We start from the raw sequence: 22,114 nt of genomic DNA on the forward strand, positions 1-22,114 counted from the left end.
TTCAATCACCGGATGAAACAACTTAATACACAGTCAATATAGAGTTCAATTCCGGCTCAGGGAAGCAATAAACGATGCCAATGTCCGCCGTTCTTGAAAACACTACAAAAACAAAAAATCAGAAACAGTGGTTGGCCGGTCTGGTCACCAGCGTGATGTTTCTCATCGTGTGCCTGAGTTGGGGCACCACCTGGCTGGGCATCAAAATCGCCGTCGAAAGCGTGCCGCCGCTGACGTCCGCCGGGCTGCGCTTTCTGATCGCATTCCCGCTGTTCCTGTGTTTTGCCCTGGTGCGCCGCGAGCCGATCCTGTTCCCGCGCGAAAGCCGCTGGTTCTTCGTATTTGTGACCCTGTCGTACTTCAGCGTTCCCTATTACTTGCTCAACTACGGCGAGATGCATGTGTCGTCCGGCCTCACCGCGCTGCTGTTCAGCTGCATGCCGGTGTTCATCCTGATTTTTTCCGCGCTGTTTTTGCGCGAGCGCATCTACTTTTCCCAGGTGGTCGGCATCGGCATCGGTTTCGGCAGCCTCTACATGATCATCAAGAGCCAGGGCCTGCACCTGGACCACGCCGAATTCTTCGGCGTGCTGGCAATTCTGACCGCCGCGATCATGCATGCCTTGTGCTACGTCATCACCAAGCAAAAAGGCAGCGCCATCAGCGTGATTACCTACAACACATTGCCCATCGGCATCGCCGGGTTGATGCTGTTCGTGGCCGGCCTGTGGTTTGAAACACCGACGTTCGAAAACATCACCCTGCGTTCATGGAGTGCCTTGTTCTACTTGGGATTGGTCGCGTCGGTGGGCGGGTTTATCGTGTACTTCATGTTGCTCAAACGTTTGAGCCCGATCATTTTGTCATTCGTGTTCATCATCTTCCCGGTGTTCGCGGTGATCATCGGCGCCTGGTACGAGGGCGTGGAAATTTCCCGTGACCTGATGCTGTACTCGGCCATCCTGCTGGCCGGCTTTGCGATCACCAAGTTGCCAGTTGAAAAACTCCTGGCCAAGAAAAATTGACCCTTAAACCACAACTACAACAACGCGAGAGAAACATGGAAGTCCTCCGCCCCACCGCTCTGGAACAGATCTATGCCCATGCCAGCCGCAGCTACCCGGAAGAATGCTGCGGTTTTGTCTTCGCCGATGGCAGTGTGTACCTGGGCAACAATATCCAGAATGAGCTGCACCACAAGAACCCCGAGATGTACCCGCGCAGCGCGGCCAATGGCTATACCTTTTCGGTGGCCGACACCCTGCTGATGAACAAGGCGTTTCGCAGCGACAACCCGGTGGTGGTGATCTACCACTCCCACCCGGACGTCGGCGCCTATTTCAGTGATGAAGACCAGGACAAGGCACTGTTCCTGGGTGAGCCGATCCACCCCGTCAGCTACCTGGTGGTGGACGTGCGCCAGGGCCAGGCCCTGGGCTCAAAGCTGTTTGCCTGGGATGGCAAGCAATTCGCCCTTAAACCCTTCAACGACCTGCACACGGAGTTGTCCATGAACGCTGTCTCTTTCCCCGATATTCTGGTTCGCGTGGCCAAGCTGCCGGAATCGACCCTTGAGGGCACTGGATCGACATTGCGCGAAGTCATTGAAAACCTCTGCAGCAGCCACCCACAACTGCGCACGCACCTGTTTCATGAAAAGAACAACCAGCTCAAGGAACACTTCCTGTTCACCGCCGAGGAAGAACTGATCGGCGCCGATGAGCAGTTGCCGGAAAAAGCCAAAATCGAAGTGCTGCTGGCCACCTCCGGTGGCATGGACGTCGACCAACTGAGCAACGAAGAAGTGCAGCGCTACGTACGCCACATCACCCTGCCCGGCGTCGGCCGGGAAGGCCAGTTGAACCTGAAAAAAGCCAAGGTACTGATCATCGGCACCGGCGGCCTGGGTTCGCCCATCAGCCTGTACCTCGCGGCAGCCGGCATCGGCACCCTGGGCCTGGTGGATTTCGACGTGGTCGAGAGCAGCAACCTGCAACGCCAGATCGTGCACGGCAACAGCACCTTGGGCATGCCCAAGGTCGAGTCGGCCAAGCGGCGGCTGCAAGACCTCAACAGCCATATCCAGATCAATGCCCACGACACCGCTCTCAACGCCGACAATGCGTTGGAGCTGGTCGGCGCTTATGACCTGGTGATCGACGGCACTGACAACTTCGACACCCGCTACCTGGTCAACGATGCCTGTGTGCAGCTGAGCAAGCCACTGGTGTACGGCGCCATCTACCGCTTCGATGGGCAGATCAGCGTGCTCAACTACAAAGGCGGGCCGTGCTACCGCTGCCTGTTTCCTTCAGCACCGCCGGCCGAGTTGGCACCCAATTGCAGCGCCGGGGGCGTGATCGGTGTGCTGCCGGGTGTGGTCGGGATGATCCAGGCCACCGAAGCGATTAAATTACTCATCGGCATCGGCGAACCGCTGTCGGGCCGCCTGATGCGCTTCGACGCGCTGGCCATGAAGTTCAGCGAGATCCGCTTCAAACGCCGTGCCGACTGCCCATGCTGCTCAGACCTGCGCCACAGCGAAAGCGTCGCGCCAGCCGTTTGCGCGGACGCCCTCCCGAGCCAGCCCGCGTTGGCCGAGGAGCGCTACATCAAACCACGCGTGCTCAAGCAACTGCTCGAACACCCACGCAGCGCCGACGTGCTGCTGGATGTGCGCGACGCCAGCGAGCTGGAGGTGTGCAAATTGCCGGGCGTGGTGCATATCCCCCTGGCCGAACTGGATGGGCAGTTGGACAGCCTCAGCCGCGACAATACCCATTACCTGATCTGCTACGCCGGAACCCGCGCCGAGCAAGCGGCCGGCACCCTGCTGGCCGCCGGCTTCGCCAATACCAAAGTCCTGCAGGGCGGCATGAAACATTGGGTTCGCGACGTCGAACCCGACATGCCTTTGTACTGATCCGGGGGCTGAGCGATGTTGCATAACTCCATTCTCGACGTGATCGGCCATACGCCGATCGTGCGCCTGGCGCAGTTTTCCGAAGACCTCGGCATCGAGGTCTACGCCAAGCTCGAATCCCTCAACCCTGGCGGCAGCCACAAGGCGCGTATTGCCCTGGGCATGATCCTCGACGCAGAACGCCGAGGCGTGCTGATTCGCAACTGCGGGCAAACCATCATCGAGCCCAGCGGCGGCAATACCGGCATTGGCCTGGTGATGGCCGGCAATGTGCTGGGCTACAAAGTGGTGCTGGTGATCCCTGACAACTACAGCCCCGAAAAACAGAAACTGCTGCGTTTATACGGCGCCAAGGTGGTGCTGTCGGACAGCCGTCTGGGCAACAACTCCCACGGCGAAAAGTGCATGGAACTGCAGTTGGAAAACCCCAACTTCGTGATGCTCAACCAGCAGCGTAATGGCGCCAACCCGCAGACTCACCGCGACACCACCGCACCGGAAATCCTCCGCGCCTTCGGCGAGCAGCGGGTGGACTACTTCGTCAGCGGCATCGGCACCGGTGGCCATATCACCGGCATCGGCGAAACCCTCAAGGCAGCCTGGCCCGCGATGCGCATCATGGGTGTGGAACCGGAAGAGTGCGACCTGCTCAAGGACCAGCACGCGCCGCACCATATTCAGGGCCTGTCGATCGGCTTGATCCCGAGCATTCTTAACGTGGGTGTACTGGACGGCATGCTCAAGGTCTCACGCCTGGCGTGCCTCGACATGATGAAACGCATCATGCGCACCGACGCCATCAGCTTGGGTTTGTCTTCGGCCGCCAACATGGTTGCCATTGCCCAACTCGCTCCCGAACTCCCGCCTGAAACGGTGGTGTTGACCATGGTCTACGACAATGCCGATAGCTACCTGCCCAATTTCGAATAATCGGTTTTTCAACCATCCAGACTGTGGGGGTGCCTCCATGGGGGGCTTTATCGACATGCAACAGCTGCACGATGAGTTGCTCACTCACCTCATCCAGACCCTGACGCCTGCGCAGATGAAGCAGTTGGAGCCGCATTTGGCGCCATTGATCCAGAACGCCGCCCAGGCCGTGGCAGAGGACTTGATTGCCTATGCCTATCGCGACCCGGCGTCCCGTGGGCGTGGCGAACTGATCCTGGAATCCTACGCGTCGTTCAAGGCAGTGCTGTTCTACCGGCTGGCACACTTAGTGTGGAATTTTCCCGACCCGGCCAACGGTGTGTTTTCACGCATGGCTCTCAAGCTCAGCAACCAGGGCAAAATCCTCTCCGGCGCCGAAATCCACCCCGCAGCCCGCATTGGCCGGCGCTTTGTGCTGGATCACGGCTTCGGCACCGTGATCGGCGAAACCTGCGAGATCGGTAATGATTGCTACATCCTCTGCGGCGTGACCCTCGGCGCCCGAGGCATTGCCAACAACCCGGACGGCAAACGCCACCCGCGCCTGGGCAATAACGTCGAGGTCGGCTCCGGCGCCCGTGTGCTGGGCTATGTGCTGATTGGCGACAACGTGTTTATCAGCCCTTCGTGTGTGATCACCCAGGATGTGCCGGCGGGCACCAAGGTCAAGGTGGTCAACCAGATCCAATTACAAAAGAATGCCGAATCGGATCACAGCAATTACCTGGGGGCTTTCGCGCTGGATGAGCGTTTGCACGTGGTTGGCGAAGTCAGCGCCAGCCACAAGGTCACGGTGCTGGATGCCGACTTTCACCCTTTGCAGGGGCTGCTGCTGGAGCCCACGGTGAAGGAGCGCCATCATTTGCAGTTTCGTCTGCGTCGCCTGGATACCGGCGACCATCTGCCACGCTTGCCGCTGAACCTGAAAGTCTGTGGCCCCGAATTTGAGATCACCCTGCTCTCCCCGCCTGGCTTAAGCGCAATGGTGCGTCACCTGCTGCAAGCCAGCCCACTGATCGTCGGAGGTTGAACATGTCCGTGCATACCATGGAAACCCTGGCGCTGTTTGACAGCGCGCCCTACCAGAACGCCTTCAGCGCCCGGGTGATTGCCGTCAGTGAACAAGGCATTGCCCTGGAACACACGCTGTTCTACCCCACCGGCGGTGGGCAACCGGGCGACACCGGGCACCTGACCCTGGCCGACGGCACGCGGGTCAACGTGACCGGCACCGTGCGCGACCCGGTGTTGCGCTCGATCATCTGGCACCAGGTTGAACACTGCCCCGAGCAATTGGCGGCGGGCGTGCAGGTGGATGCCGGCCTGGATTGGGAACGGCGCTACCAGCACATGAAGATGCACACCTGCCTGCACCTGCTGTGCTCGATCATTGATGCGCCCGTCACCGGCTGCAGCATCAGCGCAGACAAAGGCCGCCTGGATTTCGATTTACCGGAAATGACCCTCGACAAGGACAGCATCACCCGCGACCTTAATGCCTTGATCGAACAAGCCCATGCCGTGAAGACCCTGTCGATGCCCGCCTCGGAATACTCGACCCTGCTGCAGATCACCCGCACCCAGGCGGTGGCGCCACCGGTCATCCAGGGCTCGGTGCGGGTAATAGAAATCGCCGGGATCGATATCCAGCCGTGCGGTGGCACCCACGTGATCAATACCGAAGAAATCGGCCGGGTGTTCTGCGAAAAAATCGAGAAGAAGAGCAAGCATAACCGCCGGGTGATCCTGCGGTTTGAGGGATAAAGTACGCGAGTCGGCCAAGCGTGGGCGCTGGAGACCCACGCTTGCCGAAGTGAAGCCAAGCCTTACTGCTTCGCCTCGTCAAGGTGCTTTTTCAACACTTGAACCTGTTCCTCAAGCAATGAAATTTGTGTGCTGTAGTAGGACTTCATCTCAGCAATACCCGCTTCGATATTAGCGTTGTCCACCCTGAATTGATCAGCGGTGGGCAGTGCCTGCGTGGGTGACTCGTTGGTCGGATCTGCCGGCTCATCGCTGGTGGTCATAATGGACTTATCCGCTGGCGCCGTTGGCGCCTGGGTTTCAGGTTTGGTCATCGTCTTGACGTGCTCAGTCATACTTTTAAGCTCCTTGCCCAACGCTTCAAAGGCCTCTTTCATCTGCTGCATGAGCTCGCCGATATCATCGCGCAACTGCGTATTTAGCTTGAGCGCCTCCTCAAGCTCTTGATCCTGGGCAACTTCAGTTGTCCGAGCGTCTTGAACAACCTGCTTAACCGACTCTTGAGGTGTTTGAGGCAGTTCTACGGGGGCCTCGTCGGTGTCTTTGCATGGAGCACTCAGTTGCTCACGCAGTTCGACAATATCGTTTTTAAGATTGACGATTTTCTCCTGGCACTCGGTGATAAACGCCTTGAAGTCGATCAGGAGCTGGTTATTTTTACCCAACAACTCCAGGGTCTCAGCCTGTGGGCCGACCTTATGCAATTGCGGCTGGTTAACGAGGGTGTTGTGGCTCGAAAACTGACCGCGTTGCTCTGCCGTCACGGGCGGCCGAGGAGCTGCAGCATCGCCCTGTGTGTCGACACCCGTTGAGGTATCGGCCATGTTTTTCTGACGAAGGGGCTGCGAATATTGCGACGCCTCGTAGCCCGTTGGGGAGTTCGTTTGTGGCCGGGTATTTACGCTATTCATAGGGTGCTTTCTCAAATCCAGACAGTGCTGAGTTGTGGGTTGGCAGAGACTTGCTGCGGCAAGTGATCTGACCCATTGATTGGCATTTATCTGAAAGCGGTTCCCGGGATACAGGATGTGTGGGTAGCTAATTATGTCGGCAGCTCAATCAGTCTTTTCCTGAAGGTTGATCAACGCAGGCAAAACCGGTGCCCAAGCCGCAGTTCGTACAGGAAACTGACAGCAAATTTATGTGCTTGTAACATTCAGAAACGTACAATCCCGCCAGCAATGCATCGTTGCCCCTGACTCACGAAAACAGCGCCCGTCCCTCCCGGTGGGGCATTCGTGCAGCAGCTAAGCTCACTCCCATTACGCCCCTGAATCTGAACGCTGCAGGACTGAATGCCTATGAACAAAGTGTTCCGCGATTACCTGCCGGCATCCACCCTGCGCTTACTGCCCAACCGCTGGGACCTGGTCGCGCTGCCGCTGGTGATCGGCTTTCTGCTGTTTTTCTCCCTTACCGCGCGGGAAACCTGGGCGCCCATCGCCACGTTGCAAAGTGAAGTCATCTCCCTCGACCCGGCCAACCTGCCGGAATACGCGATGCGCACCACGATGCGCATGCTCGCGGCCATGGTCGCGGCGCTGGTTTTTACCCTGCTGTACGGCACCCTGGCCGCCAAAAGCCGACGTGCTGAAAAGCTGCTGGTGCCGGTGCTCGATATCCTGCAATCGGTGCCAGTGCTCGGCTACATCTCATTCACGGTGACGTTCTTCCTGCTGCTGTTCCCTGGGCGCGTGCTCGGCGCCGAACTCGCGGCGATCTTTGCGATCTTCACCAGCCAGGCCTGGAACATGACGTTCAGCTTCTATCAGTCGCTGCGCATGCTGCCCCACGATTTGGTAGAGGTGTCGACCAACCTGCGGCTTTCCGGCTGGCAGAAGTTCTGGAAGCTCGATGTGCCGTTCGCCATGCCGGGGCTGGTGTGGAACATGATGATGAGCATGTCCGGCGGCTGGTTCTTCGTGGTTGCCTCCGAAGCCATCACCGTCGGCGACAAGACCATCACCCTGCCGGGCGTAGGTTCGTACCTGGCCTTGGCGATCGCCCAGAAAGACCTGCACGCCGTGGGTTACGTGATTTTGGCGATGATTGTGGTGATCCTACTGTACGACCAGTTGCTGTTCCGCCCGTTGGTGGCCTGGGCTGACAAGTTCCGCATGGAAACCACCGCGTCCCAGGGCGCTGCGCCACAATCCTGGCTGCTGAACCTGATCCAGCGCACGCGCATCGTGCAACGCAGTCTGCGCCCTATTACCCGCACCTTCAGCCGGATCGGCAACAAACGCTTCAGCCTGGCGGGCGGTGCGCTCAAGGCGTTGCCGGCAGAAACACCGGCGGCGTCAAAAGTGATCGACTGGGTGTGGGGCACGTTGATTGCGTTGCTGGCCGCGTATGCGCTGTACCACATCGTGCAATACGTCGGCACCGAAGTGACCTTCGCCGAAGTCGGCCACGTGTTTGTACTGGGCCTGATCACCTTGCTACGCGTGGCCGGGCTGATTCTGATCGCCTCGCTGATCTGGGTGCCTTTAGGCGTAATGATCGGCTTGCGCCCTGCACTGGCGGAAAAAATCCAGCCGCTGGCACAGTTTCTCGCGGCTTTCCCGGCGAACCTGCTGTTCCCGGTGTTTGTGATCGTGATCCTGCACTACAACCTCAACCCGGATATCTGGCTGAGCCCGCTGATCGTGCTGGGCACCCAGTGGTACATCCTGTTCAACGTGATTGCCGGCGCCAGTGCCTTCCCCAATGACTTCAAGGAAGCCGCCGCCAACTTCCGCATCCGTGGCTGGCTGTGGTGGCGCAAGGTGATGCTGCCGGGGATCTTCCCCTATTACGTCACCGGCGCCATTACCGCCTCGGGCGGTGCCTGGAACGCCAGCATCGTGTCCGAGTACGTGTCCTGGGGCCAGGACAATGTGGTCGCCCATGGGCTGGGCGCCTACATCGCGCAAACCACCGCGGCCGGCGATTTCCCGAAAATTGCCCTGGGCGTGGTGGTGATGTCGATCTTCGTGGTGGCGTTCAACCGCGCAGTCTGGCGGCCGATGTACGCCATCGCTGAAAACAAACTTCGTCTGAATTGATGGGATTCGCCGTGATGACTACCTACACCGAAAACACTGCCGATACCCCGAAAATCTACTCGCTGAAAAACGTCAACCGGGTGTTCGGCAAAGGTAAAGACGAGCTGCAAGTGCTCAGCGGCGTCGACCTGAGCCTGCACGAGGGTGAGATCGTCGGCATGCTTGGCCGTTCCGGCTCGGGTAAATCCACCTTGCTGCGCATCATCGCCGGGCTGATCCAGCCATCATCCGGCGAAGTTCGCTACAACGGCGCGCCGCTCAACGGCCCGGCCGAAGGTGTGGCCATGGTGTTCCAGACCTTTGCCCTGTTCCCCTGGCTTACCGTGCTGGAAAACGTCGAAGCCGGCCTGCAAGCCTTGCAAGTCGAGCGCAAGGAAACCCGCCGGCGCGCCTTGGCCGCCATCGACTTGATCGGCCTCGACGGGTTTGAAAACGCTTACCCGCGCGAACTCTCCGGCGGCATGCGCCAGCGCGTGGGGTTTGCCCGTGGCCTGGTGGTCAACCCGACGCTGTTGCTGATGGACGAGCCCTTCTCGGCCCTTGACGTGCTCACCGCCGAGACGTTGCGCACTGACTTGCTCGACCTGTGGAGCGGCAAACAGCTGCCGATCAAGTCGATCCTGATCGTGACCCACAACATCGAAGAAGCGGTGCTGATGTGCGACCGTATTCTGGTGCTGTCATCCAACCCCGGCCGCGTGGTGGCCGAGATCAAGGTGCCGTTCGCGCACCCGCGCAACCGCCTGGACCCGACGTTCCGGCAAATGGTCGACGACATCTACGCACTGATGACCGACCGACGCAGCGCCGATGCCAGCCGTGGAATACCCGAGCTGAAAATGGGCAGCCTGCTGCCGGAGGTATCCACCAACCTGATGGCCGGCCTGATCGAAACCCTGGCCGCCGAGCCTTACAACGGCCACGCCGGCTTGCCGACCGTGGCCGAACGGCGCTTGCTGGAAGTCGATGACCTGTTCCCGGTGGCCGAGATGCTCGAGCATTTGGGTTTCGCTGAACTCAAGGGCGCGGACATCACCCTCACCGAGGCCGGCAAGCTGTTCGCCGACTACGGCACGCAAGAGCGCAAAACCCTGTTCGCCGAGCACTTGATCAAACACGTGCCCCTGGCCGCGCGGATTCATCAAGTGTTGCTTGAGCGCAGCGGGCACCGTGCGCCACGGGTGCGTTTTGAGCAGGAGCTGGAAGACTCGATGACCGAAGCCTTTGTGGAGAAAACCCTGGAAAGCGTGGTGGCGTGGGGGCGTTATGCGGAGATTTTCTCCTATGACGACCATACCGAGACATTCAGCCTGGATGATGTGGAAGGCAGTATGTAATGGACCAAGTGGGAGCGGGCTTTTTGTGGGAGCTGGCTTTTGTGGGAGCTGGCTTGCCTGCGATGCAGGCGACTCGGTGTTTCTGAAGTACCGAGGTGATGCTATCGCAGGCAAGCCAGCTCCCACACAAGCTAGCTCCCCCGTTAGCTTTTTGGTGTTTGTCAGATCACAAACAGGTCCACAAACCGATTCGCCGGCGTAGCCTCAAGCCGCGCCTGATCCTTGCACAACGCAAAAATCTCGCCACTGCGCTGCGCGGTAAACCGCGTGGCCAGGTTGGCTTTAAACTTGTCCTCCAGCAATGGAATGCCATCCACCCGACGGCGGCGATGCCCAATCGGGTATTCCACCGCGACCTGCTCAGTGTGGGTGCCATCCTTGAAAAACACCTGCACGGCATTGGCGATAGAGCGCTTGTCGGCCTCCAGGTATTCGCGGCTGTAGCGCAAGTCCTCAACGACCTCCATCTTTTCGCGCAGCTCATCGATGATCGGGTGCGCCGCGTGGAATTCATCCTCGTACTGCTCGGCCACCAGATTACCGAACGCCAACGGCACCGCAGTCATGTACTGCAGGCAGTGGTCGCGGTCGGCAGCGTTGGCCAGTTTCCCGACCTTGGAAATGATGCGAATCGCCGACTCGTGGGTGGTGATCACAATGCGTTCGATTTCATGCAGACGATCCTTGACCAACGGGTGCAAGGTCACGGCCGCTTCACAGGCTGTTTGCGCGTGGAACTCGGCCGGGAAGCTGATCTTGAACAGCACGTTTTCCATCACATAGGTGCCATAAGGCTGGGACAGGCTGAACGCGCGCTTGTCCTCAGGCTTAAGCGCCAGGTCTTTATTGGTGTGGCTGAACAGCACGTCATAAAAACCCCATTGCGGCGCGCTCAGCACACCGGGGATGCCCATCTCGCCGCGCAGCGCGATATCCGCCAGGCGTACGCCACGGCTCGATGCATCCCCGGCCGCCCAGGATTTGCGCGAGCCGGCATTCGGCGCATGGCGATAGGTGCGCAGCGCCTGTCCATCGACAAACGCGTGGGACAACGCCGACAGCAGCTGTTCACGGTTGGCGCCCATCAGCTTCGCGGTGACCGCCGTGGAGGCGACTTTCACCAGTAACACATGGTCGAGGCCGACGCGGTTGAAGGAATTTTCCAGGGCAATCACGCCCTGGATTTCGTGGGCCATGATCATCGCTTCCAGCACCGCACGCACGGTCAGTGGCGCATCGCCGCTGGCCACGCGTTTTTGCGACAGGTGATCGGCCACGGCGAGGATGCCGCCGAGGTTATCCGAAGGGTGGCCCCATTCGGCGGCGAGCCAAGTGTCGTTGTAGTCGAGCCAGCGCACGATGCAGCCGATGTCCCAGGCGGCTTTGACCGGGTCCAGACGCAATGAAGTGCCCGGCACACGCGCGCCGAACGGCACGACGGTGCCTTCCACCAGCGGCCCCAGGTGCTTGGTGCACTCGGGGAAGCGCAGGGCCAGCAGGCCGCAACCGAGGGTGTCCATCAGGCAATTGCGTGCAGTGTCCAACGCGTCGCGGGAATCGATGCGGTAATTGAGGACGTAGTCGGCAATGTCCTGCAGGACCTGGTCGTAGTCGGGGCGGTTATTCTGGTCGACGTTGACGCTCATGGCAGTACTCCAAAGTGGGTTGGGGTTAGTCCTCGGGCTTACGGTTATTGGAAAGCAGATCTTGGGTGTCTGCCTTGAAATAGAGAATCACCTGTGGGAGCCGGGCTTGCCCGCGATGGCATCACCTCGGTTCATCTGAAACACAGAGGTGATGCCATCGCAGGCAAGCCAGCTCCCACACAAGCCAGCTCCCGCAAGGGTTAGAACGCGTCGCCGGGCACGCGCACGAAGCCTTCCATCAACACCCGTGCGCTGCGGCTCATGATGGCTTTTTTTACTACCCATTCGCCGTTCACCTGGGTGGCTTCGGCACCGACGCGCAAGGTGCCGGACGGGTGCCCGAACCGCACCGCGTTGCGCTCGACACCACCGGCCGCGAGGTTGACCAGGGTGCCGGAAATCGCCGCCGCCGTGCCAATCGCCACCGCCGCCGTGCCCATCATCGCGTGGTGCAACTTGCCCATGGACAGTGCGCGCACCAGCAAATCCACATCACCGGCCTTGATTGCCTTGCCACTGGAGGCCACGTAATCCAAAGGTTTGGCCACAAACGCGACCTTCGGCGTGTGCTGGCGCTGGGCGGCTTCGTCCAGATGTTGGATCAGGCCCATGCGCAACGCGCCATAGGCCCGCACGGTCTCGAACATTGCCAGGGCCTTTGGGTCGCTGTTGATCGCGCCTTGCAGCTCGGTGCCGGTGTAGCCGAGGTCTTGGGCGTTGATGAAAATCGTCGGGATACCGGCGTTGATCAACGTCGCCTTGAAGGTGCCGACACCCGGTACTTCCAGGTCGTCGATCAGGTTGCCGGTGGGAAACATCGAGCCACCGCCGCCCTCTTCTTCCGCTGCCGGGTCCATGAACTCCAGCTGCACTTCGGCAGCCGGGAAGGTCACGCCGTCGAGCTCAAAGTCGCCGGTTTCCTGCACCGCGCCGTCGGTGATCGGCACGTGAGCGATGATGGTCTTGCCGATATTGGCCTGCCACACCCGCACCACCGCCACACCGTTATGCGGCACGCGGGCCGGGTCAAACAGGCCGGCGCTGATGGCAAACGAACCCACCGCCGCCGACAGGTTGCCGCAGTTGCCGCTCCAGTCGACAAACGGCTTGTCGATCGAGACCTGGCCAAACAGGTAATCCACGTCGTGATCGGCCCGGGTGCTTTTGGCCAGGATCACGGTTTTGCTGGTGCTGGAGGTTGCACCGCCCATGCCGTCGATTTGCTTGTCGTAGGGATCGGGGCTGCCGATGACCCGCAACAGCAAGGCATCGCGAGCAGCACCCGGCACCTGCGCCGACTCGGGCAGGTCCTTGAGGCTGAAAAACACGCCCTTGCTGGTGCCGCCACGCATGTAGGTGGCGGGGATCTTGATTTGCGCTGCGTGTGCCATGGTTATCCCCTTAAGCCGTCGCCGCCGATTCCAGGAAGTCCTGGGCAAAACGTTGCAACACGCCGCCCGCCTCGTAGATCGACACTTCTTCGGCGGTGTCCAGGCGGCACGTCACCGGCACTTCGACACGTTCGCCATTCTTGCGGTTGATCACCAGCGTCAGTTGCGCACGCGGGGTGCGTTGGCCGACCACGTCATAGGTTTCGCTGCCGTCGATCTTCAGTGTGTGGCGGTCGGTGCCCGGCAAAAATTCCAGCGGCAACACGCCCATGCCCACCAGGTTGGTACGGTGGATGCGCTCGAACCCTTCGGCGGCAATCGCCTCCACACCGGCCAGGCGTACGCCCTTGGCCGCCCAGTCGCGGGACGAGCCCTGGCCGTAGTCGGCGCCGGCGATAATGATCAGCGGCTGCTTGCGTTCCATGTAGGTTTCGATGGCTTCCCACATCCGCGTGACCTGGCCTTCGGGCTCGATACGCGCCAGGGAACCCTGCTTGACCTTGCCGTTTTCCACGACCATTTCGTTGAACAGCTTCGGGTTGGCGAAGGTTGCGCGCTGCGCGGTCAAGTGGTCGCCGCGATGGGTCGCGTAAGAGTTGAAGTCGACTTCCGGCAGGCCCATTTTCGCCAGGTATTCGCCGGCGGCGCTGTCGAGCATGATCGCGTTGGACGGCGACAGGTGGTCGGTGGTGATGTTGTCCGGCAGTACCGCCAGCGGGCGCATGCCCTTGAGCGGCCGCGCACCCGCCAGCGCACCTTCCCAGTACGGTGGGCGACGGATATAGGTACTCTGCGGGCGCCAGTCGTACAGCGGCGCGACTTTGGGGCCAGTGTCTTCGTGGATCGCGAACATCGGGATGTAGACGGCGCGGAACTGCTCCGGTTTGACCGACGCCTTGACCACAGCGTCGATTTCTTCGTCGCTTGGCCAGATGTCTTTCAGGCGGATTTCCTTGCCGTCGGCATCCAGGCCCAGCACATCCTTTTCGATGTCGAAGCGGATGGTACCGGCAATCGCATAGGCCACCACCAACGGCGGCGAAGCCAGGAACGCTTGCTTGGCATACGGGTGAATACGTCCGTCGAAGTTGCGGTTACCCGACAGCACGGCAGTGGCGTACAGGTCGCGGTCGATGATTTCTTGCTGGATCACCGGGTCGAGTGCGCCGGACATGCCATTGCAAGTGGTGCAGGCAAAGGCCACCACGCCGAAGCCGAGTTTTTCCAGCTCATGGCCAAGGCCGGCTTCTTCCAGGTACATGGCCACGGTTTTCGAGCCCGGCGCCAGCGAGGATTTGACCCACGGTTTGCGCGTCAGCCCCAGCTGGTTGGCGTTACGTGCCAGCAAGCCTGCGGCAATCACGTTGCGCGGGTTGCTGGTGTTGGTGCAACTGGTAATGGCGGCGATGATCACCGCGCCGTCGGGCATTTGCCCCGGCACATCATCCCACTGACCGGAGATGCCTTGGGACGCCAGATCGCTGGTGGCAACACGCGCATGCGGGTTGCTCGGGCCGGCCATGTTACGCACGACGCTGGACAGGTCGAAGGTCAAGCCGCGCTCGTATTGCGCGCCCTTGAGGTCATCGGCCCACAGGCCGGTGTGGCGGGCGTATTGCTCGACCAACGTGACTTGTTCGTCTTCGCGGCCAGTGAGTTTCAGGTAGGCGATGGTTTGCTGGTCGATGTAGAACATCGCGGCGGTAGCGCCGTATTCCGGGGCCATGTTGGAGATGGTCGCGCGGTCGCCCAGTGTGAGTGCCGAAGCACCCTCGCCGAAGAACTCCAGCCACGCACCCACGACTTTCTGTTTACGCAGGAACTCGGTCAGCGCCAGCACCATGTCGGTGGCGGTGATACCCGGTTGCAGCTTGCCCGTCAGCTCCACGCCGACACTTTCCGGCAGGCGCATCCACGAGGCGCGGCCGAGCATCACGCTCTCGGCTTCAAGGCCACCGACGCCGATGGCGATCACGCCCAGGGCATCCACGTGCGGGGTGTGGCTGTCGGTGCCGACGCAGGTATCGGGGAAGGCCACACCGTCACGCACCTGAATCACCGGGGACATTTTCTCCAGGTTGATCTGGTGCATGATGCCGTTGCCCGGCGGGATCACGTCGACGTTCTTGAAGGCCTTTTTGGTCCACTCGATAAAGTGAAAACGGTCTTCGTTGCGACGGTCTTCGATGGCGCGGTTTTTCTCGAATGCGTCCGGGTCAAAACCACCGGCTTCCACGGCCAGGGAGTGGTCGACGATCAGTTGGGTCGGCACCACCGGGTTGACCTGCGCCGGGTCACCGCCTTGCAGGGCGATCGCATCGCGCAGGCCAGCAAGATCCACCAACGCGGTCTGGCCGAGGATGTCATGGCACACCACACGTGCCGGGAACCAAGGGAAGTCGAGGTCGCGTTTGCGTTCGATCAGTTGGCTCAGGGAAGCGTTGAGGGTGGCCGGGTCGCAGCGGCGTACCAGGTTTTCGGCGAGCACGCGCGAGGTGTACGGCAAGGTGGCATAGGCGCCGGGCGTGATTGCCTCGACAGCCGCGCGGGCGTCGAAGAAATCCAGGCGGCTGCCGGGCAGCGGTTTGCGAAATTCAGTGTTCATCGTCAGGACTCGGTCACGGTAGGTTCACAAGGCGAACTGTCGACACTGGCCTGGCTCTCTGTGGGAGCTGGCTTGCCTGCGATGGCATCACTGCGGTGTGACAGGTACACCAGGGTGATGCGATCGCAGGCAAGCCAGCTCCCACAGAAAAGCACATAGGCCAATGTGCCTGGTTCATGCCACTCAGCGACGTTCGATTGGCACGAACTTGCGCTGCTCAACGCCGATGTACTCGGCACTTGGACGGATGATGCGGTTGTTGGCGCGCTGCTCGAACACATGCGCAGCCCAGCCGGTCAGCCGCGAGCACACGAAGATCGGCGTGAACAGCTTGGTCGGGATGCCCATGAAGTGGTACGCCGAGGCATGGTAGAAGTCAGCATTGGGGAACAGCTTTTTCTGTTCCCACATGGTCTTGTCGATGGCTTCGGAGACCGGGAACAACACTTTATCGCCGACCTCATCCGCGAGTTTTTTCGCCCAGCCCTTGATCACTTCATTACGCGGGTCGCTGTCTTTGTAGATCGCGTGGCCAAAGCCCATGATCTTGTCTTTGCGCGCCAGCATGCCGAGGGTGCCTTCGACGGCTTCTTCGGCCGAACCGAAACGCTCGATCATCTCCATCGCGGCTTCGTTGGCGCCGCCATGCAACGGACCGCGCAGCGAGCCGATGGCGGCAGTCACGCAGGAATACAGGTCGGACAGGGTTGAAGCACACACGCGGGCGGTGAAGGTCGAGGCGTTGAATTCGTGCTCGGCGTAGAGGATCAGCGACACGTTCATGACTTTTTCATGCAACGCGCTGGGCTTCTTGCCATGCAGCAGGTGCAGGAAGTGGCCGCCGATGCTTGGCTCGTCGGTCACGCAGTCAATCTTCTTGCCGTCGTGGCTGAAGCGATACCAGTAGCACATGATTGCCGGGAAAGCGGCGAGCAGGCGGTCGGTGACATCGTGCTGCGCGCTGAAGTCTTTCTCGGGTTCGATATTGCCCAGGAACGAGCAACCGGTGCGCATCACGTCCATCGGGTGGGCGTCGGCAGGAATGCGTTCCAGCACTTCTTTAAGCGCTTGCGGCAGGTCGCGCAGTTTGCTGAGTTTGGCGCTGTAGGCAGCCAATTCGGTTTTGCTCGGCAACTCGCCGTAGAGCAGCAGGTAGGCGACCTCTTCAAATTGCGCATCGGCGGCCAGTTCACGCACGTCATAACCGCGATAGGTCAAGCCGGCACCGGCCTGGCCGACGGTGGACAGTGCAGTCTGCCCGGCCACCTGGCCACGCAGACCGGCACCACTCAGTACTTTTGCTTCAGCCATGGTTCTTCTCCAATTTTGTAGTTATTCAGGGAGGCGCGTTCGTTACTTTTTCGCGGCGAACAGCGCGTCGAGCTTCTGCTCGAAGGTGTGGTAGTCGATGCGATCGTAAAGCTCCATGCGGGTTTGCATGGTGTCGATGACGTTCTGTTGCGTACCGTCGCGACGAATCGCGGTGTAGACGTTCTCGGCAGCCTTGTTCATGGCGCGGAAAGCCGAGAGCGGGTACAGCACGATGGAAACATCGGCAGATTTCAGTTGATCGACTGTGTAGAGAGGGGTTGCACCGAACTCGGTGATGTTGGCCAGGATCGGGGCCTTTACCTTTGAGGCGAAGAGCTTGTACATCTCCAGCTCAGTGATGGCTTCCGGGAACACCATGTCGGCACCGGCTTCGATGCAGGCGGCGGCACGCTCCAGCGCCGACTCCAAACCTTCAACCGCCAGCGCGTCGGTGCGCGCCATGATCACGAAGCTGTCATCGGTGCGCGCGTCTACGGCGGCCTTGATGCGGTCGACCATTTCCTGCTGGGACACGATTTCTTTGTTCGGGCGATGCCCGCAACGCTTGGCGCCGACCTGGTCTTCGATATGGATGGCGGCGGCGCCGAACTTGATCATCGACTTGACGGTGCGCGCCACGTTAAAGGCCGAGGAGCCAAAACCGGTGTCGACGTCGACCAGCAGCGGCAGGTCGCACACGTCGGTGATGCGGCGTACGTCGGTGAGTACGTCGTCCAGGCCGGTGATGCCCAAGTCCGGCACGCCCAGGGAACCGGCAGCTACGCCGCCGCCTGACAGATAAATCGCCTTGAAACCGGCACGCTTGGCCAGCAGCGCGTGGTTGGCATTGATTGCGCCAACCACCTGCAAGGGCTGTTCGCTGGCAACGGCGTCACGAAAACGCTGGCCTGGAGTGGTTTTATTGTTGGAACTCATGACTCACCTCGTGATGAAGGAGCGCCGTCCGGGAAATGACGGGCAATATTGCGTTTGGAAGCGCCGATATGGCGGCGCATCAACAACTCGGCCAGTTCACCGTCGCGATCGGCAATCGCGTCAAGAATGCGGTGATGCTCGGCAAAAGCCTGGCGTGGACGATTCGGGGTGGCGGAGAACTGGATGCGGTACATACGCACCAATTGGTACAGCTCGCCGCAGAGCATTTGGGTAAGGGTGCGGTTACCGGCGCCTTGAATTATCCGGTAATGAAAATCGAAGTCGCCCTCCTGCTGGTAGTAGCCCAGGCCCGCCTGAAACGCTTCGTCGCGCTCATGGGTGTGCAACACCTGGCGCAGCTCTTCGATTTCGGCGTCGGTCATGCGCTCGGCGGCCAGGCGGCAGGCCATGCCTTCCAGGGACTCGCGGATTTCATACAGTTCGATCAGCTCGGCATGGCTCAAGGACACCACTCTTGCGCCCACATGAGGCACACGCACCAGCAGGCGCTGACCTTCGAGGCGGTGGATAGCCTCACGCAACGGGCCACGGCTGATGCCGTAGGTGCGCGCCAGTTCCGGTTCGGAGATCTTGCTGCCGGGAGCGATTTCACCCTTGACGATGGCGGCCTGGATACGCCGGAAGACGTTCTCTGACATGGTCTGGGAATCGTCTTGCGACACCACCGGAGTTTCCAGCTGATCCAGCATATTGTCGACACCTTTAAAAGCAATGTCGCAAAAACTAGCCAATCAAGCCTTATTAGTCAAAGAATAAATCCATATTGTCGACAATCATCTAATAACCCTTGCCGCACCTTCGCTGGGCATGGCCGCCTGCCAGCGCTGGCGCCAGAAAAGCATCATGTTAGAATGCCCGCCGCTTTTGCCTGACATCACTTGATGAAACGGCGCACGAGGGAGTTTGCGCAGCAATGCCAGTCGCCTTGAATTAAACATCGCACTGCACCGCGTCAGGATCTATGAGACTCAAGCCCTTCCTTCTTATTTGCCTACTGTGCATACCTGGCCTTGGCGTTGCCGCCGAGAAGACCGTGTATGGCCTGAATGAATACGCCAAATTGGCCGGCATCGACCTGGAAGTCGCCGCCAAACTCGACACCGGCGCCAAGACTGCCTCGTTGAGCGCCCGCGATATCAAGCGTTTCAAGCGCGACGGCGAATCCTGGGTACGCTTTTATCTCGCCATCGACACCGCCCATTCCCACCCCATCGAACGCCCCCTGGCCCGCGTCAGCAAGATCAAGCGCCGCGCCGGTGACTACGACCCCGATGAGGACAAGAACTACACCGCCCGCCCAGTGATCTCCCTGGATATCTGCATGGGCACCGCTTTACGCAGCATCGAAGTGAACTTGACTGACCGCAGCGCCTTCCAATACCCGCTGCTGATCGGCTCCGAAGCGTTGAAACGCTTTGATGCGCTGGTCGACCCCAGTCTTAAATACGCAGCGGGCAAACCCGCCTGCGCCGCCGACGCTCATACCGCCGAGTAAACCGAATGCGCTCTCTGACCCTGCACCTGAGAATCCTGATCACCATCCTGGTGGTGTTGGGTATTTCGGTCACCGCCTATCAGATTTTCGTGCTGGGAATTCCCGTCACCGAAGACGCCACCGACGACCTGTGGAACATCGACGCCAAGGTCGAGTTCGTCGCCAACCCCAAGGACCCGGTGAAGATCTCGATGTTCGTGCCGCCCCTGAGCCGCGACTTCGTCAGTCTCAATGAAAGCTTTATTTCCAATAACTACGGCGTGAGCGTCAACCGCACCGACGGCAACCGCAAGGTCACCTGGTCGGCGCGCCGGGCCAAAGGCAAGCAGACCCTGTATTACCGCCTGGTGCTGACCAAGCGCTACAGCGGTGAAAAGGTCAAGGTCAAAGGCCCGACCTTCCGTGACAGCATCGCCGTCGAAGGCCCGGAAAAAATCGCCGCCGAAGCCCTGCTGGCGCCGATCCGCCAGCATTCGGCCGACGTCGAGACCTTTATCACCGAGGCGATCAAGCGCACCAACAACCTCAACGACGACAATGTAAAGCTATTGCTGGCGGGCGACCCGTCCACGCCACACAAAGCCAAGATCGTCGAACTGTTGCTGTCCATCGCCCATGTGCCGGTGGAAAAAGTCCACACCATTCGGCTAGTCGCCGACCAGCCGCAAACTCCGGAACTGTGGCTGCGCAGCTTCAACGGCAATGACTGGCTGTACTTCAACCCGGAAACCGGCGAGCAAGGCCTGCCGTCCGACCGGCTGCTGTGGTGGACTGGCGATGAAAACCTGATCACGGTGGATGGCGGCAAGAAGGCCGCAGTGACCTTCAGCCTCAACAACAGCGAGATGAACGCGATTCGCCTGGCCAAGCTGACGGACGAAAACACCGACGCCAATTTTCTCGAATACTCGTTGTACGGCCTGCCGCTGCAAACCCAGCAAACCTTCATGATCATGGTAATGATCCCCATCGGCGTGCTGGTGATTCTGATCCTGCGCAATCTGATCGGCCTGCAAACCCTGGGCACCTTCACCCCGGTACTGATCGCCCTGGCGTTTCGCGAGACGCAATTGGGCTTCGGCATTGCGCTGTTTACTATCATCACCGCGCTGGGCCTGTCGCTCAGATCGTACCTGGAACACTTGAAGCTGCAGATGCTGCCGAGGCTCTCGGTGGTGCTGACCTTTGTGGTGGTGCTGATTGCGGCCATCAGCCTGTTCAGCCACAAGCTGGGCCTGGAACGCGGGTTGTCGGTAGCACTGTTCCCGATGGTGATTCTGACCATGACCATCGAGCGCCTGTCGATCACCTGGGAAGAACGTGGCGCCAACCATGCGTTGAAAGTGGCCGTGGGCACACTGTTCGCCGCCGCCCTGGCGCACATCATCATGAGCGTGCCGGAGCTGGTCTACTTTGTGTTCACCTTCCCGGCCATCCTGTTGATCCTGGTGGGTTTCATGCTGGCCATGGGTCGCTATCGCGGCTATCGCCTGACCGAGCTGGTGCGTTTCAAGGCCTTCCTCAAGGCTGATTCGTAATGTTCGGCTTCTGGAAAACCTGGAAGGCCCTCGAAGCGCGAGGGATCATGGGCATCAACCGGCGTAACGCCGACTACGTGCTCAAGTACAACAAGCGCAGCCTGTACCCGATCGTGGATGACAAGATCATCACCAAGGAACGGGCGATTGCGGCGGGCATCCATGTGCCCGAGATGTACGGGATCATTTCCACCGAGAAGGAAATCGACAAGCTCGACGAGATCATCGGCGGGCGCAGCGACTTCGTGATCAAACCGGCCCAGGGCGCCGGCGGTGATGGCATCCTGGTGGTAGCCGACCGGTTTGAAGGGCGCTACCGCACGGTGTCCGGCAAGATCATCAGCCATGAAGAAATCGAGCACCAGATCTCCAGCATCCTCACCGGTTTGTACTCCCTGGGCGGCCACCGCGACCGCGCACTGATCGAATACCGCGTGGTGCCCGACCAGATCTTCAAGAGCATCAGCTACGAAGGCGTGCCGGATATCCGCATTATCGTGCTGATGGGCTACCCGGTGATGGCCATGCTGCGTCTGCCGACCCGCCAGTCCGGCGGCAAGGCCAACCTGCACCAGGGCGCGATTGGCGTGGGTGTGGACCTCGCCACCGGCCTGACACTGCGCGGCACCTGGCTGAACAACATCATCACCAAACACCCCGACACCACCAACGCGGTGGATGGCGTGCAACTGCCCAACTGGGACGGGTTCATGAAGCTCGCGGCCGGCTGCTATGAGCTGTGCGGGCTGGGCTATATCGGCGTGGACATGGTGCTGGACCAGGAAAAAGGTCCGTTGATCCTGGAGCTGAATGCGCGACCGGGGCTGAATATCCAGATCGCTAACGACTGCGGTTTGACGTTGCGTACCCATGCGGTTGAAGCGCGACTGGACGAACTCAAAGCGGCTGGCGTGACCGAAACTGCGGAAGAACGCGTGAAGTTTGTGCAGGAAATGTTTGGGCATATTCCTGCGGTAGAAGGCTGATGGCCTCATCGCAGGCAAGCCAGCTCCCACATGAGAACGCGATCAACCAGTGGGCGCTGGCTTGCCTGCGATAGCTTTCTGACAAGCAACACCTCTATCCAGCTATCACCGACATCCCCTCTAGGACCAAACCCTTCAGGGGACTACAATCGCCACCCCCACGCCAACAGCTGATCCACCCTGC

General features: G+C 60.2%; 17 protein-coding genes. 10 read left to right on the forward strand and 7 right to left on the reverse strand.

All coding sequences use genetic code 11. The features are described from left to right. The first annotated feature begins 131 nt into the window (after positions 1-131). From GIW48_RS08335 to GIW48_RS08355, 5 genes are read left to right on the forward strand one after another with little or no spacing between them, the layout of a single operon-like run. Positions 132-1,025 (forward strand): DMT family transporter, encoded by an 894-nt coding sequence (locus tag GIW48_RS08335; protein WP_017134754.1) that lies wholly within the window; start codon positions 132-134, stop codon positions 1,023-1,025. Positions 1,026-1,060: 35 nt separating this feature from the next. After that, the gene (moeB, locus tag GIW48_RS08340; protein WP_236460266.1) at positions 1,061-2,923 is read left to right on the forward strand and encodes a molybdopterin-synthase adenylyltransferase MoeB; all 1,863 of its coding nucleotides are present in this window, start codon (positions 1,061-1,063) and stop codon (positions 2,921-2,923) included. A gap of 15 nt (positions 2,924-2,938) precedes the next feature. Continuing rightward, entirely contained in the window at positions 2,939-3,853 is a 915-nt protein-coding gene (locus GIW48_RS08345) for a PLP-dependent cysteine synthase family protein (protein ID WP_017134752.1), read from the forward strand. Positions 3,854-3,890: 37 nt separating this feature from the next. Next, the gene (locus GIW48_RS08350) at positions 3,891-4,883 is read left to right on the forward strand and encodes a serine O-acetyltransferase (protein WP_017134751.1); all 993 of its coding nucleotides are present in this window, start codon (positions 3,891-3,893) and stop codon (positions 4,881-4,883) included. Positions 4,884-4,885: 2 nt separating this feature from the next. Continuing rightward, complete coding sequence (locus tag GIW48_RS08355) at positions 4,886-5,617, forward strand: alanyl-tRNA editing protein (RefSeq protein ID WP_099548796.1); 732 nt, start codon at positions 4,886-4,888, stop codon at positions 5,615-5,617. A 62-nt stretch (positions 5,618-5,679) separates the two neighbouring features. Here the strand turns inward: GIW48_RS08355 and GIW48_RS08360 are convergent, their stop codons facing one another. Next, on the reverse strand, positions 5,680-6,528 hold the full coding sequence (locus GIW48_RS08360) for a hypothetical protein (protein WP_138449327.1): 849 nt from the start codon (positions 6,526-6,528) through the stop codon (positions 5,680-5,682). A 390-nt stretch (positions 6,529-6,918) separates the two neighbouring features. Between GIW48_RS08360 and GIW48_RS08365 the strand changes: the two genes are divergently transcribed. Both GIW48_RS08365 and GIW48_RS08370 read left to right on the forward strand, forming a co-directional pair. Next, complete coding sequence (locus GIW48_RS08365; RefSeq protein WP_099548794.1) at positions 6,919-8,664, forward strand: ABC transporter permease; 1,746 nt, start codon at positions 6,919-6,921, stop codon at positions 8,662-8,664. Between the two features lie 14 nt (positions 8,665-8,678). Beyond that, positions 8,679-10,001: an ABC transporter ATP-binding protein gene (locus GIW48_RS08370; protein WP_236460265.1), complete on the forward strand. Its 1,323-nt coding sequence runs from the start codon at positions 8,679-8,681 to the stop codon at positions 9,999-10,001. A 161-nt stretch (positions 10,002-10,162) separates the two neighbouring features. On the opposite strand, the gene prpD is transcribed toward GIW48_RS08370, so the two are convergent. The 6 genes from prpD to GIW48_RS08400 all read right to left on the reverse strand — a co-directional run bounded on the left by prpD (position 10,163) and on the right by GIW48_RS08400 (position 18,600). Continuing rightward, complete coding sequence (gene prpD, locus GIW48_RS08375; protein WP_236460264.1) at positions 10,163-11,647, reverse strand: 2-methylcitrate dehydratase; 1,485 nt, start codon at positions 11,645-11,647, stop codon at positions 10,163-10,165. Between the two features lie 200 nt (positions 11,648-11,847). Beyond that, positions 11,848-13,038 carry a 2-methylaconitate cis-trans isomerase PrpF gene (prpF, locus tag GIW48_RS08380; protein ID WP_236460263.1) on the reverse strand — a complete coding sequence of 397 codons (1,191 nt, stop codon included), beginning with the start codon at positions 13,036-13,038 and terminating at the stop codon, positions 11,848-11,850. 10 nt (positions 13,039-13,048) lie between these two features. Further along, complete coding sequence (acnD, locus tag GIW48_RS08385) at positions 13,049-15,643, reverse strand: Fe/S-dependent 2-methylisocitrate dehydratase AcnD (RefSeq protein WP_170039301.1); 2,595 nt, start codon at positions 15,641-15,643, stop codon at positions 13,049-13,051. Between the two features lie 183 nt (positions 15,644-15,826). Beyond that, the gene (prpC, locus tag GIW48_RS08390) at positions 15,827-16,954 is read right to left on the reverse strand and encodes a bifunctional 2-methylcitrate synthase/citrate synthase (protein WP_017134743.1); all 1,128 of its coding nucleotides are present in this window, start codon (positions 16,952-16,954) and stop codon (positions 15,827-15,829) included. 42 nt (positions 16,955-16,996) lie between these two features. Next, the gene (prpB, locus tag GIW48_RS08395; RefSeq protein ID WP_017134742.1) at positions 16,997-17,890 is read right to left on the reverse strand and encodes a methylisocitrate lyase; all 894 of its coding nucleotides are present in this window, start codon (positions 17,888-17,890) and stop codon (positions 16,997-16,999) included. Further along, positions 17,887-18,600, reverse strand: a complete 714-nt coding sequence (locus GIW48_RS08400) for a GntR family transcriptional regulator (protein ID WP_017134741.1) — start codon at positions 18,598-18,600, stop codon at positions 17,887-17,889. The genes prpB and GIW48_RS08400 overlap by 4 nt, the downstream gene beginning before the upstream one ends. 272 nt (positions 18,601-18,872) lie before the next feature. Between GIW48_RS08400 and rloA the strand changes: the two genes are divergently transcribed. Genes rloA through GIW48_RS08415 form a run of 3 tightly spaced genes read left to right on the forward strand, consistent with a single transcriptional unit; the run spans position 18,873 to position 21,930 of the window. After that, a complete protein-coding gene (rloA, locus tag GIW48_RS08405) occupies positions 18,873-19,406 on the forward strand; it encodes a retropepsin-like aspartic peptidase RloA (protein ID WP_017134740.1) in 534 nt (177 codons plus the stop codon). A gap of 5 nt (positions 19,407-19,411) precedes the next feature. After that, positions 19,412-20,944, forward strand: coding sequence for an osmotic stress tolerance membrane protein RloB (rloB, locus tag GIW48_RS08410; protein WP_017134739.1), 1,533 nt, complete (start codon positions 19,412-19,414; stop codon positions 20,942-20,944). Continuing rightward, positions 20,944-21,930: an alpha-L-glutamate ligase-like protein gene (locus tag GIW48_RS08415; protein ID WP_017134738.1), complete on the forward strand. Its 987-nt coding sequence runs from the start codon at positions 20,944-20,946 to the stop codon at positions 21,928-21,930. The genes rloB and GIW48_RS08415 overlap by 1 nt, the downstream gene beginning before the upstream one ends. Positions 21,931-22,114 lie beyond the last annotated feature (184 nt).

This window comes from Pseudomonas sp. PA-6-3C (genome assembly GCF_021605825.1).
GTDB lineage: Bacteria > Pseudomonadota > Gammaproteobacteria > Pseudomonadales > Pseudomonadaceae > Aquipseudomonas > Aquipseudomonas edaphica.